The organism is Planococcus sp. MSAK28401 (assembly GCF_018283455.1).
Taxonomy (GTDB): domain Bacteria; phylum Bacillota; class Bacilli; order Bacillales_A; family Planococcaceae; genus Planococcus; species Planococcus alpniumensis.
In genome coordinates this window covers 2,662,301-2,676,468 of sequence record NZ_JAAMTH010000001.1, presented here as the reverse complement: position 1 = coordinate 2,676,468, position 14,168 = coordinate 2,662,301, and the positions used below count along the sequence as shown (strand labels likewise).

Sequence of the window (14,168 nt, the reverse complement as noted above, 5' to 3'; positions counted from 1 at the left end):
ACAAGTTAATTATCGGAAACCGAACTTAATTTACTTATTCGCTGACGGACGTAAAGGAAAACTTTTAAAAGCAGCTGATAGGCGACAAATACTGCTGTAGACATTGCGATAAACAAGATAAACATTAAGGGCTGGTTATACCTTGGGAACGCATAAAAGGCTGAATTGAGCGCAGTGCTGTAGAACACGATGCCCGCTAGCAGCAAGTATTCTCTCCAGCGATGCCGCATAAAGAAGATGGCGATCAGGGAAAAGATGGACCATTCAACGATATAATCATGGATATCATTGATTACTGATTTTGAAAAGCCGTAAATTTCTATCCAATAAAATTGGGCATCCCATTGGATAATAGGCTTGGTCCTCAGGTAGGTCCTTAAGAAAGTATACTTATCGTCTTCCCACCAAATGCTGATTCGTTCTTTCGCGATTTCATCCTGTATCTTTAAATACAAGAATGCATTTTGAGATTCTACTGGATACTGTTCTTTAATCATATCGACTGTTTCATCGTAGGATTCTCCATAATGAATACCCGATCCCTGGTAGGTTCCTAAGAGCAGGGGATTGCCTCCACCGCCAGTAAGCGGTATAAATTCGCCGAACTGTACATAGTTTCTAGCCCACCATGGCCCAAGAACAACCAATAACATTATGGCGGCTACCGCAAATTGTTTGGCACCAACTTTTAATGGATACTTTTTCAGAATAAAATAGAACAGGAGCAGGACCGGATAAAGTGCAAATGTGGCTTTGAACATAATGACCGCCAAATAGGAAAGCATCAAAATGAAGAAATACTTCCAGTTGCTTGGTTCGTTTGCAAGCTTAACAGAGTAATAGACAAGTAAAAGAAGAACAAGCATAAATGGCGTTTCCGTAATAAATAAATTATCAGTCAGGATCTGAGGAATGAAGATAGCGAGCATTGTAGCGGAAGCGAGACCGATAAATTTATTGCCGATAAGCTTTCCGAGTTTGTAGACCATGAATATATTCACGGTTCCAATCGCCACAAATATTAATTTCCCCATGAGGAAGCCAAAGCTTCCCTTGCCAAAGATGAGAAAAATGAATGCTAACAAAAATGATTGGCCAGGCATGATATGAACAGTTGGCATATCTGCCCGGTGATATGTAAGCATGCCGGTTTCAAGAAGAGTAAGAGCGCTTCTTACGTAGCCCATGTCATCGCTATCGAGTGATAGGCCACTGCCATATTTCACGATTACGCCAATACGCAATAAGAACCCTACAGCGATAATGAAAATCAGCCAGTAATGTGATTTAAGAAAGTTTAAAATTTTTGTATTCATAAACAGATTCCACACTCTTCCTAGTCAAAGTTAGGCGCTGATGAAAAACCGATAAATGAGACGCCAATCATAATCATTAACACACCTAAGATCTTCATCATAGATAAAGGTTCATTGAAGATGAAGTAAGCACCAAATACTGCAAAGACATAAGCCAGACTCTGAATAGGGTAGGCCACGCTCAATGGAACGCGGGTTAAGATGAAGAGCCAAAGCACAGTCGCAAATCCGTACATGGTCAGTCCTGTTACGATGTATGGAGACAGCATCAATTTGATGATTGCGCCGACTGAAGTAAAGCTATCTTCCTTGCCAGTCATGCCAAATTTCCATAAAAATTGTCCAGAAACGAGTATCATTGTATTAAGTAAAATAAGTAAATAGTTAACTAACATTTTTATTGTCCTCTTTTTTTCCTTCATTTCTGAGCTCATCAATGTGCTTTGTAGCGTATGAGAGCTGTTGAGCAATCTGTTTTATTTGTATCTGTTGTTTAGTTATAGTAGTAGTTTGAAACACTAACATGGTGAGAATGATCAGGAAAGCAAGTACAAAAATAAGAGACGGCATATATTCAATTTCTAAAAACTGGGCGACATTATTCATGACAGGCAAGAAAAGGGCTAATAAAAGCCCGCTGAACGAAAGGATGAGCCAGATCAGCGCTTGTTGGTCTTGGAGTTTATTTTTTGATGTATAAAATAGCACTTGTGCAAAGAACAGAATTGCCACTAAGATTGAGATTCCTTGAACCATGGATACCCTCCTAAAATACGGATCGCACGAGCGAGATATAAGTTACTTTAAACATATAGTAGATAGATTTTTTAGGCGTAATGGAAGATTTTCCTCCCTGACGCTGATTCATTTCGACTTTGATTTCTTTAATTTTATAGTTTTTTCTGGCCAAATTCACAAGAACTTCCACTTCTGGATAGTCAGTAGGGTAATACTTACTGAACGATTCGATAATTTTCCGATTAACAATCCGGTAGCCTGATGTCGGATCGGTAATCTTCATTTTTGTAAGCAGGTGAATGAAGCGATAAAAATAATAAATCCCAATTCTGCGGGATAAAGTCCCCTTATAAGCACTTTGTTCAACAAACCTAGAACCGATAACCATGTCGTTATCCGTAGTTCTGATTTCATCTATAAGATTCATCAAATCAGCCGGATTGTGCTGACCATCTGCATCGAGTTGAATGGCATAGTCGTAGTTGTGGTCAAGGGCGTACTGATATCCAGTTTGCATAGCTCCGCCAATTCCAAGATTGATTGGCAAATCTATATGGTTAAATTTATTTTTATCAAGCAGTTCACGAGTGCGATCCTTTGAACCATCATTGACGACAATATAGTCAATATTGGTAGCAGCCTTAATGTTTCTTACTGTTTGCTCAATAGAATCTTCTTCATTGTATGCAGGAATAATAACGATTACTTTTGCTGACAATTCTAACCCTCCAAACGTATAATACAAATTCCCTTAACTTATTTATAGTACATAATTTTACCAGCAACGTCAATAAATTTGAAGATATCGAAAAATCTGTCTATTTTTAAAAGTTCTTTCGTAAAGTAAGTAATTTGTCTATTTCCAGTGCTTAGAAGTAGAGAAAACGCTATTCCAAAGTAGTGCAAAGCCATCAACGAATGCTCAAGTTCATTTTAATTTTGAAGTCCCCTGTGTTAAATCTTGCGCACTGAAGCATAAATTTTTTAAGTTTAATTACCCTGAATGAAGCAGCTAAATATTCTGGGGTATCAATGTCCCTTGCGTAAAAATTTATAGAGAAGGATTAAGAGTTGGTTAAGAATCCATGAGATTTCGTATTTATCCGTTTTTATATAGTAGACTGTTCAAGAGATCTTTTATAGAAACGGACGTGACAACGATGCAGAAAATCGTGACATTTTTAGCAGTGATCATGGTGGCTTTCACCGCCTTTCTAATGTGGCCGCAAAAAGACCAAAGTGAAGGCATAGGGGACGAAGAAGCGCCAGATCGAAAAGAAACAGCTTCAACAGACACCAAGCCAGATGAACCCGTGGAACCCGAACCGTTCGAACTGGCTTTGATTCACACAAACGATACCCATACCGTCATGGATAATATCTCACGGCGCGCTTCGTTAATTGAAGAAATCCGCAGAGCGAATCCCCATCATCTATTGCTGTCGGCAGGGGATGTGACCTCTTGGGAAATCGGACGAAAAGCGCAGGATTCGCTCGCCAATGCCGTATTCATGAACCATCTCGGTTATGACGGGATGGTGCTCGGCAATCATGAATTCGACCTCGGGGAAGGAGTCGTCGACCATGGACCGCTCAGTACTTATATTAAACACGCCGCATATCCGATTCTTGGAGCCAACGTCGACTTCTCGCAAGATCAATTCCTCGAGCCTTATGCAGACTATAGCTATACGGACGAACCCGTGGATGGCCGCATTAATAAAGGCTACGTGCAAACGGTTGGAGATGAACAAATCGGCATATTCGGCATCACGCATTACAAGGAAGTCGTGACCGTACCAGGTGATGTATCATTTTCGGATTATACAGAAGCTGCCAAACAAGCCGTCGCCCATTTTGAATCGATCGGCATCGACAAGATCGTGGCGCTGACCCATATTGGCATTGGGCATGATCGGACATTGGCTAAAGAAGTTCCAGGCATCGACGTTATTATCGGAGGCCATTCACACGTCACCACCGCTCCGCCTAATCAAATCGGCGATACCTTGGTCGTGCAGACCGGCGAATACGATACCTATCTCGGCGAACTGAATGTAGTCTTCGATGAAGCAGGCAAAATCGTCAACCATTCAGGCAAGCTGCATCCAACTAAAAATGCAGAAATTCACCCCCACACTGCACGCGTGCAGGAACTGTTTGATGAAGCCACGGCGCTCGGCATCGTCAACTACGAAGATTTTATCAGACATATTATCGAAGCCGGTGAACTGGATACATATGAAGCGTTTATCGAGTGATCATAAACCAGGCACCCCTTCGCAAAGAAAGGATGCTTGGTTTTTTTCGTAGGGTAGGAGGTTTGGAATGAAAAAGAAGTGATTTGAAAAACTTCCGCTTTTCGACTGCGTTGCAGGGGGCTGCTTGCCGTGGGGCGGGTGTTGAGCCAACGTGCCAAAGAGCGCGGCACGTTTGTCTCGCCAGCCCGCTCGGTCCCACAGGCGTCAGCCCCCTTCCACTCCGTCTCTATATCTAGAATGAGAGATATATTCTTCAACCTGCTAGTTTTTTTGCATGAAAGTGTGTCATGTTTTGTATCTTGAGTCATCTTAATCTTAAGAATGTGCAATTAATTCTGACCCACCCATAAAATTTAAAAGTAAGCAGCCATGTGCCAGATATACTGTCTTGGGAAGCGATTCCCCCACTAGCCGGCAACTAACTATAGAAGCAGATCTGATGAAACTCACCCGGATCAATGAAATCACTCAGCTGCCGGCGCCAAGGGTGAGCCGACGCAGTAAGACAGGTGCTCTTCCTGGCTTAATGCCAAAGGCCAACCCAAAGCAAGGCGGCGACTATTAACATGAAGAACAAATAGAACATCGCAACAATTCCACAAACAAATCCTCGCTATCTTCCCAAAACTTGTCCCGGGAAGCGATTCCCCCACTAGCCGGCAACTAACTATAGAAGCAGATCTGATGAAACTCACCCGAATCAATGAAATCACTCAGCTGCCGGCGCCAAGGGTGAGCCGACGCAGTAAGACAGGTGCTCTTCCTGGCTTAATGCCAAAGGCCAACCCAAAGCAAGGCGGCGAATATTACCAAGAAGAAAAAATAGAACCTCGCAATAATTCCACAACTAACCCCTTACTATCTCCTTATACACCTTCACGCCAAGTCCCCAACACACAAAAAAACCCTTCTCCCGGAATCCCGGAAGAAGGGCAAACGTTAATACGAATCAACATCCGACTGCGACAAATGCCAATCAGCCAGCTCGTCATAAGAACCCGTGCCAGTGAAATCCTTGATGACAAACGGCATCGGGCTATTGATGTGGAAAAAGCCGGCTTTCTTCAATGCGCGGTAGCGCGGGCTATCTGGCACGGCCCAGCAATTAAGCGCATCCGCTTTAGTGAAACGACGAATCGCCTTCAATTGATCCGCAATGATTGCTTCATCATTCGGCCCGAACAAATCCACAATCGTTGTAAATGTCACACCATTCGCTTTCGTTTCCTCGTGCAGCACGCAATACCCTTCGGCATAGCCATTCTGCTCCAGCGTATATACTTGGTAATTTTTCGTCGGATGGTCGAGGAAGCGGCGCTGAATATATCCGCCGTTGCGTTTGGCGTGAAGCGGGTACTGGTTTTCAAAGCGGTTATATAGCATTTCCGCTACTGGCAGACGGTCGCCAAGTTCACGTAATTGGTGTGTGCTCTTTTTTGGAACACTGATAGAAAATACTTTGTCGAGTGGCGATTGGATGGCTCTCAGCTTGCCGACCTTCGACGCAAGCAAAGCTCCTGGTTTATTGACCGCAAGAAAGCGCGGGACATTTCCGAGGTCTTTACCGCCTGCTATTTTCATGAACACTTGCTTCGCTGTTTCGGCAGGAAAGCCGTACAGGATATCGAGCCCTTCTGTTTCACATTCCTGAATCATGCGGGAAACGATTTGCTTGTAGATGCCGCGGCCTTGGAAATCTGGATCGACCATAATATCGACCCGTTCGCCGAGCAGCAATTCCGTTCCTTGCTGGCGTGATGTGACTTTCAAGAAAGCGGCATGGCCATTGATAAAGCCGTCTTCTTCGGAAACGACAATCGTGGAACTCTCTGGAAAACTTTCGAATTTCCATTGCCATTCAGCAAGTGAGCGCTTTTTACCGAATACTTTTTCATAAAGGGCGTTAATGCCGATTTCGTCGCCTGGCTGGTAAAGGCGGATCATAAAGTTTCACCGTCATCTGATAAGCCGAAATCTTCCCGACGAGATGCTGCAGCTAGCAGGGCGAAGAACGCAAGTCCGAAAATATCGGATTCCCATAAGTTGTAAACAAGGCCCATGAAGTACGCGCCGAGCAAAATGCTGGCAGTCAGCGAATACAGATAGCTTTCTTTATGCTTTTTGCCGTAGCGCCAAAGTATTGATAATAAGAAAGCGGCAAAAGCGATAACGCCAAGTACGCCAGTTTGGACGATGATTTGGATATATTGGTTATCGGAATAGAACTTATGTCCGATTCCGTACTCATCATAAATTGGCGATCCATTCGAAAGGGTAGTGGAATCACCAAACGTGGCAAATCCGGTACCGATAATCGGGTAATCCTTGAACACTTCAAAGCCAGTTTGGACAATGTACAGACGCCCTGAACTTTGGCTGCCGGTAACAGTGTCTTCACTGAACGTACTGCCGATGCGGTCACGGAACCCTGATTCGCCGCCGACATCGAATTGCTGGATATTGGTGACTTTCTCAGTGCCTGTATCTGTGCTTTCAAAGTAATTGGTTAATAAGTTCAGCGGCAGCACTACGAGCACAAGGGCAATCGCCGTATACTTGACGAAATCGATGAGCACACTCAATTTCCGCGTCATAATCAAGAAAGCGATGGCGGCAATCAAAAATCCTCCCCAAGTGCCGCGAGAATAGGTCAGGACCAAAATACCGACTAAAAGGACATTCAAGATATCCATATAGCGCGGATTGAATTCCTTCAGTTTATTCTTCGCATAATAGAAAGCGATGAACGCGAACATTAAATAAATGCCGAGCACGTTTGGATTTCCGAGCATGCCGTAGATGCGCACACGGTTTTTCGCCGACAAAGCCATGGCTTGCCACGATTCGGGCAAGAACAAGTTGCGGATCGAAAGTTTTTCAGTAATGGCTTGGATAATGACTAAAATCGCTGTCCAGACAAAAATCCAAACGAGGTTGACCAAGTCTTTGCGGGTAATGCCAAGACGGTAGACAATATAATATACCAGATAAAAGAGCAGGAACTGCCGCAATTGCATGGCGATCAAAACTGGGCTGATGCCCATGATCAGTGCAGAAACCGAACCGATGATCAGAAAAGCGAAATAGGCGTATTCGAAGTTCTTGAAGTGGAATAGCTTCCCGATCGTTTTGCGGTTCATCCAGAATACTTGGAATAGCGCACCGAATACGATGGCTTCGGTCAAATAGCTGAGTCCGGGATTGTATTGCGTGACAAACTCACGGACTGGGATGTAGACGAACAGCAGCAGGATGCCGTACTTGGGATTGATGAACGCAAAGGCGAACAACACAAGTGTCAGGGCATAGCCGATGATGGCTAGCTCTGAGTAACCTATTAGCATGATGGCGATCAAGGCGATGAGCCAAAACCATTTTTCGTTATCGTTCTTAAAAAAGTTCATAATATCCTCCAAATGCATTTATAATTAGCGGCTTTGATAAATCGCCTTTTTCAACTTTAAGTTCTTGAAGATGGCCCACCATAAAGTAACGGTGCGGTTCGCTTGCTTGAAATGTTTTTCATACTGGCGGTCTTGCGTCTTCAAATGATCGGCTGCCTGGATAAATTGCTGCGGTGTGTTTTCGATGAAGGTTTCTACGTAGCGTGCGTGTGCATCGTTTGTTTGTGCAGCTTTGATCTCAGCGAGCGCCAAAAATCCATCGAATGCAATCACTTGGCTTTTGAATGCTTCGGTCGCCCGTTGTTTGAGCGCAAACTGATCGGTAATGTCCATAATACAATTGATCGCTTCCGGCGGTACAGGACAATTGATCTCATATTCGCGGACGATTTTCGGCTGATGGTCCGTGTGTTTCAGGGCATCAGCCACCAAATGGGCGCTGTACACATGATCAGGATGGGCATCGATCAAGCTTGTCGTATAAATCGTATCAGGGCGGATCTCGTTGATCAGCTCCCCGAAACGTTCACTCGAAGTGACATCCTTGATCTCGCTATCGGGATAATCAAGGTAACGAACGTCCGTAAAGCCAAGCAGGTCTTGGATCGACCGCAATTCCTGTTTGCGTGTCTCTGCCAGCGCATCAGCTTCGACCGGAGCGGCATTACTATTTTTCCCATCGGTGATGATGGCAATCGTAACGTGCGCGCCAGTATCGGCATAACGGCGGATTGTTCCGCCGAGGCCGATCGTTTCGTCGTCAATATGAGGCGCAAATACAAGCACGCGCTCCGCCGGTTCAAGAGAGGTAAGTGGCTTGTCCGCTTTGTAAAAGCGTTTCAAGGAAGTTTTAATCGCCGGATTAAGCACCGGCGCAGCGTTTTTCATTAATACCTGTTTCATAATCCGAAAAACTCCTTATGATTTTCTAAGCTTGCTGATGAGGAAGCGTGCGATTTCCGTCTTCAAGACAAGAGCCGCCGCGGCGTAGACAATGGCGCCAATGATCGCCGTCAGGCCGAACCGGACATAGATATGTAAATCTTCGAGAAGCCCGGATACAAGCCATAACACCAGTAACATCGCAGCGGTCGCCATGAAAATCTTGGCAGCGTCTTTCACGATAAAGCGGGAGTCAAGCTTGCCTTGTGTCCGGTTGAAGACGACCCAATTGAGCGCAAAATAAACGAGCGCCATGACGGACGAAGCGAGCGGAATTGCCAGATACGAATCAAGCCATGCGATGAACAGGAAGTTCAATGCGACATTGAGCGCGATGGAGAACAAGGAAATGCGCAAAATGACATGGCCTTGTTTTTTTGAATAGAAAGCTTTGTTCAAGATGTTCTGCAAACTGAAGAACAATACCGATCCCAGATACAGATAGCCAACATTTGCAGTGGCTGCCGTCGCGTCCGCTGTAAAAGCACCGCGTTCGTAAACGATTGTGATGAGATCTTGCATCAGCCACATCATTCCCGCTACAGCCGGCAGTAAAACCAAAAGCGTTAGCATCAAGCCGTATTCGATGCCTTGCTTGAAGCTTTTTTCATTGGCATTCGCAATGGCTTTCGACAAAATCGGGAAGATGATCGTCCCGATTGTCACACCGATGATCGCTTGCGGGAAGTGGACGATATTCTTCGCATAGTTCACGTAATTGACCGCTGAATCGCTGAACGAGCTGGCGAAGATATTATCGATTGTCAAATTGACTTGGCCGACCATAACGGTAATAGCGACCGGAATGAAAATGATCGAAAAGGGCTTGATTTCTTCCCAATCGAGTTTGCCGATTACTTTATGGCTGCCTTTAGGGACGAACCAGAGCCGCTTGGCAATATACGATAACAACGCACCGGCCAAATAACCAAACGCCATTGAGTAAGCACCGATTTCATCTGCAAACAACAAGGTACTGAGAATGGTGCTGCCGATGACGATGATCTGTGAAATGACCGACAACGAAAATTTGTTTTCTGCATCGAGATAGGCCTCGTAAACCGAGTTTAACGATACGAGGAAGACAGCTATAAAGAAGATAATAGCTAAAGCAACACTCAATTCAATCGCTTCAGCTCGAACGTCGGGCTGAAGGTTAGGGAATTGAAATAGCAAAGGCAATAGCAATGGCGATGCCAATGCACCAATGACAGAGACGATTAATCCGAGCACCATCGTTCCACGGATAATTTGTGAAAAATGATGATGGCCTTTGCCATCCGCCTGTGCATGGATGAAACTTGGCACAAAAGCATTCTTCATGCCGGTAGTGAAAAATAAAATAAAGGTATTTGCCAAAGCGAATGCCGCGAAATACGCAGCTGATTGATAGGAATCCCCAAATTGATAAGCAATAACCATATCCCGGAGAAGCCCAGAAACTTTCAAAAACAACGACGCAATGACAAACAAAATACCGGTAAGTGCGAGTTTTCTACCCAAAACAAAATCCTACTTTCTTCAAATGGTTGAGCGCTTTAACGCAAAACCAAATTCTTTCCTTATACAGAGGAGCAATAATCTCCCAATTCCATTTCCCTATCTTATCACGAAACCTTTAGTTTAGACGTCTCTCGGGTGATTATGTTGCGGAAAAATTCACAACTGACTTAGTGGGAAAGTGAAGAAAAGAGAAACTGAGTGTTAAAAAATCGTAAAGACTATTTTATAGGTAATAAAAGGTAATTATATAGTTATTTTGGTCATAAATAGTTAGAATTTACAAATAATTAATAAAGCGCTTACAAATTTTTAGTATAATGGTTTGGTATGACAATAAATTATCTGAGGAGTGAAAGTTAGTGGCAAAAAGCGCGTTCATGAAGATCTTTTTGAGTCTCCTATTGGCTTTGTCCGCTGCGTTGCCGTATATGGCGACAGCTGAAGCAGCGGAAACCATCTCGGTGGCACAAGCCATTGAAAACAATACAGGAACGGCAACGGTGAAAGGGTTTATTGTTGGTACTGCCAGCAGCAAAACAAGCTACGACCAGGAAGCCCCTTTCACAACAGCCAGTAACATAGGATTGGCGGATTCGCCCGACGAAACCGACCCGACGAAAATCTTGCCGGTTCAATTGCCATCCGGTTCTATTCGTTCAGGCTTGAACTTGGTCGACAACCCGGCTAATTTTAAAGCAGAAGTCACTATTACGGGTTCATTGGAGGCCTATTTCACTACAGCTGGTTTGAAATCTCCAACAGCCTATACAATCCTGTCTGAAGGCGAAGAGCCGCCGACAGCGACTCCAGTAGCGAATGTCCAGGAAGCTCGCGATTCGGAGGGCTTGATTTCTGTCGAAGCAACCGTGACAACTGAAACAGGATTGTGGGGCGGCAATGCTTTTTACGTTCAGGATGAAACAGCTGGAATTTATGTTTATACATCCAGCGCAACAGTCACTGCAGGCGATATCGTCCGCTTGGTCGGCACTGTGTCCGAGTATGGCGGCGAGCTTCAATTGCAGCCGAACACGGTAGAAGTCTTGTCTTCTGGAAACGAATTGCCGGAAGCGCAAGTCATTTCACCAGCAGGCGTCAATGAAGAGACTCAAGGAGAACGCATTTCGATCGAACGCGTCGAAATCACCAACTTAGAATCCGTTAACACATACGGAACGTTCGAATTTACGGCAGTCGCGGAAAACGGCGAGCAAGTCGTCGTACGCAATGACAACCGCAACGGCTTAACGTTCGAAGATTTCACGAAACGATTCAAAGAAGGCGACTTGATTTACCTATCAGGAATCGCTTCGAAATTCAATGATGCGTATCAAGTGAAAACACTTGGCTTCGAAAGCTTTGAACTCGTCAACAAGCCGGCAGTGTATGCAGACATCTTCCCAGGCGTTGTTTCGGAAGGAACTGAAATCACGCTTGCGAGCGGATTGGATGATGCTGCGATTCATTACACAACAGACGGTTCGACACCGACTGCGGCCAGCACGGTTTATACTAAACCGATTGTCCTGACACAAGATACGGTCATCAAAGCGATCGCTGTTACTGACGAAACATCAGATGTCTTTTCATTCCAATACACGGTCCTGAAAACAAAGGACTTGAAAATCCGCGACATTCAAGGGCAAGGGCATTACTCAACTTATGAAAATGCCAATGTCAATGAAGTGACCGGTGTGATTACGCATTTCTATAACGGTGCAAATTTTGTCATTCAAGATACAGATGATGATGGCGACTGGACAACATCAGAAGCGATCATCGTCAATAAATCCTCTGCATCCAGCAGCTTGGCTGTCGGGGATGTAGTATCAGTCGCAGGAACAGTTGAAGAATGGTTCTATAGTGGCTATTCCGATATGAAAGAAAATGATTTACCTGTCACGCGCATCCGTTCGACGGACGTCGTGAAAACAGGCACAGCAGATCTTCCTGAACCAATCATTATCGGCGAAGATGTGTTCCCGCCTACACAAAATATCGACAACGACGGCTTGACGGAATTCCAGCCGGAAGAAGACGGCATCGATTTCTGGGAATCTCTTGAATTGATGCGCGTTGGCGTAGCTGATGCACAAATCGTCGGCCCGCAAGATTACGGCGAAGTATTTGTCGTATCGAAAAATGCAACAAACAACGATTTCCATAAACAAGGCGGAATCCTGCTTGAAGAAGACGATTTCAATCCGGAACGCATAAAGATTCAAACAAGTGAAGACCTGGTCGCAAAAGCGGGCGATACCTTCGCAGAGATGCCGGTCGGCGTTCTCGGCTACGGATTCGGCAACTACCAGATCTGGACTGAAGTAGCGCAAGTGCCGGCAATCGTAGACGGCGGCACACAACCGGAAGAAACATGGATCGAGAATGCAGATGATAAATTGACGGTTGCGGCTTATAACGTCGAAAACTTCTCTGCAGACCCGAGCCATACAACGAACGAAAAAGCACAACGCATTGCAGAATCATTCGTCAATGACTTGAACTCACCAGATGTCATCTCGATGATCGAAGTCCAAGACAGCGATGGGCCGATTGCGTCTGGCAACTCGGATGCAACCGCTTCTTATGAGCGCCTCATTGCAGACATCCAAGCAGCTGGCGGTCCAACGTATGCATGGACAGACATCGCACCGGAATACAATCAGGACGGCGGGCAGCCTGGAGGAAACATCCGTGTTGGTTTCTTGTACAATCCGGAACGCGTGACATTGGCTGAAGGCACAAAAGGTACGTCTACACAAGACAACTCTTGGACAGAATCAGGCGACCTTGCCTTGAACCCAGGGCGTGTCCAGCCAATCCCGATGCCAGGTACGCGTAAACCACTCGCGGCTCAATTTGAATTCCAAGGCGAAGAAATTGTGGTCATCGCAACGCATTTGAATTCAAAAGGTGGAGACCAGGGCTTGTTTGGCCAAAACCAGCCGCCGGAATTCAAATCGGAAGTTGAACGCATTGAATTGGCGCATGCTATCAACGGATTTATCGAACAAGGACTTGAGAAGAACCCTGAACTGAATGTCGTCGTTACAGGCGATATGAACGATTTCGAATTCACACCGGCACTTGAAGCTCTCCAAGGCGACATCTTGACAAATAAAGTCAATGATGTGCCGGAAGATGACCGTTTCTCTTATTATTACCAAGGCAATACACAAGTGTTGGATCACTTGCTTGTAACGAATAATTTGGCGGACCGTACAGAACTGGATATGGTCCACATCAACTCGATGTTCATGGAACAGCACGGACGAGCATCCGACCATGATCCGCTTCTGGCACAAATTACATTAGGCAAGCCTGAAGTACCAGGCCAGCAGCAAGCAGAACCGGAATACACCAAGTTCTCAGCGATTGTCAAAGCAGCGGCCTTTGATGACAACGGGATGCTGGATATCCATTTCACGGAAGATACGTTCACGCAAGTGCTGAACAGCAACAAGAATTTACGCGTGGAACTGGAAGATATGATTTTGACTTTGACTCCGAATAACTTGAAGCAATTGGCACAAAAAACGCCTGAAGGCATGACACTTTCCTTTGAGGCGGATGATGCCAAGCAAGTTGGCTTCTGGCCGGCTTTGACTGGACAGTTCGATATCGCAGTATTGAATGCTTCAGGTACTGAACTGAACATGAAGTTTGACGATACAGTGCAGTTGAGATTTGCTACTGATGCAAGCGTCAGAGTCCAGTTCGGGGCACATATCGACAAGCGCGACAGATGGCAAGTCATGAAAGGCAGCAAAAATGGTTCGAGCTTTACACTACAAGTAAAAGAGCTCGGCAATTACACAGTGGTCACCAACAGAGGGCAATTAGTGAGAAATAGAAGATAACTGAAACTTAAAAAGGCTGAGGGAGCAAATGCTCTCTCAGTTTTTTTTCTGAAAACGAAAAGTTTAATGAGGAAACTTATCGAAATAAGGGTTCCAAGCCTTTTCTTTTTGATTTGGGGGTTGCTATAATGAACTCACAATAAC

Annotated in this window: 10 protein-coding genes; 2 read left to right on the top strand and 8 right to left on the bottom strand. The window is 45.0% G+C overall.

All coding sequences use genetic code 11. The annotated features are described in order from the left end of the window. Positions 1 to 5: 5 nt before the first annotated feature. From G3255_RS13645 to G3255_RS13630, 4 genes are read right to left on the bottom strand one after another with little or no spacing between them, the layout of a single operon-like run. Positions 6 to 1,316 (bottom strand): glycosyltransferase family 39 protein, encoded by a 1,311-nt coding sequence (locus G3255_RS13645; RefSeq protein WP_211654975.1) that lies wholly within the window; start codon positions 1,314 to 1,316, stop codon positions 6 to 8. A 20-nt stretch (positions 1,317 to 1,336) separates the two neighbouring features. After that, a complete protein-coding gene (locus G3255_RS13640; RefSeq protein WP_211654974.1) occupies positions 1,337 to 1,711 on the bottom strand; it encodes an EamA family transporter in 375 nt (124 codons plus the stop codon). Further along, positions 1,701 to 2,072: a DUF2304 domain-containing protein gene (locus G3255_RS13635; protein ID WP_211654973.1), complete on the bottom strand. Its 372-nt coding sequence runs from the start codon at positions 2,070 to 2,072 to the stop codon at positions 1,701 to 1,703. The genes G3255_RS13640 and G3255_RS13635 overlap by 11 nt, the downstream gene beginning before the upstream one ends. A 10-nt stretch (positions 2,073 to 2,082) precedes the next feature. Then, positions 2,083 to 2,772, bottom strand: a complete 690-nt coding sequence (locus G3255_RS13630) for a glycosyltransferase family 2 protein (protein ID WP_211654972.1) — start codon at positions 2,770 to 2,772, stop codon at positions 2,083 to 2,085. 442 nt (positions 2,773 to 3,214) lie between these two features. Between G3255_RS13630 and G3255_RS13625 the strand changes: the two genes are divergently transcribed. Next, on the top strand, positions 3,215 to 4,315 hold the full coding sequence (locus G3255_RS13625; protein ID WP_211654971.1) for a bifunctional metallophosphatase/5'-nucleotidase: 1,101 nt from the start codon (positions 3,215 to 3,217) through the stop codon (positions 4,313 to 4,315). 939 nt (positions 4,316 to 5,254) lie between these two features. On the opposite strand, the gene G3255_RS13620 is transcribed toward G3255_RS13625, so the two are convergent. The 4 genes from G3255_RS13620 to murJ are packed head-to-tail and all read right to left on the bottom strand — an operon-like array spanning position 5,255 to position 10,164. Next, entirely contained in the window at positions 5,255 to 6,259 is a 1,005-nt protein-coding gene (locus tag G3255_RS13620; protein WP_211654970.1) for a GNAT family N-acetyltransferase, read from the bottom strand. Next, positions 6,256 to 7,719 carry an O-antigen ligase family protein gene (locus tag G3255_RS13615; protein ID WP_211654969.1) on the bottom strand — a complete coding sequence of 488 codons (1,464 nt, stop codon included), beginning with the start codon at positions 7,717 to 7,719 and terminating at the stop codon, positions 6,256 to 6,258. The genes G3255_RS13620 and G3255_RS13615 overlap by 4 nt, the downstream gene beginning before the upstream one ends. Positions 7,720 to 7,743: 24 nt before the next feature. Next, entirely contained in the window at positions 7,744 to 8,622 is an 879-nt protein-coding gene (locus tag G3255_RS13610) for a PIG-L deacetylase family protein (RefSeq protein ID WP_211654968.1), read from the bottom strand. Positions 8,623 to 8,637: 15 nt separating this feature from the next. Continuing rightward, complete coding sequence (gene murJ / locus G3255_RS13605; protein WP_211654967.1) at positions 8,638 to 10,164, bottom strand: murein biosynthesis integral membrane protein MurJ; 1,527 nt, start codon at positions 10,162 to 10,164, stop codon at positions 8,638 to 8,640. A 359-nt stretch (positions 10,165 to 10,523) separates the two neighbouring features. On the opposite strand from murJ, the gene G3255_RS13600 reads away from it, so the two are divergent. Further along, complete coding sequence (locus tag G3255_RS13600) at positions 10,524 to 14,024, top strand: DUF8508 domain-containing protein (RefSeq protein WP_211654966.1); 3,501 nt, start codon at positions 10,524 to 10,526, stop codon at positions 14,022 to 14,024. Positions 14,025 to 14,168: the final 144 nt, after the last annotated feature.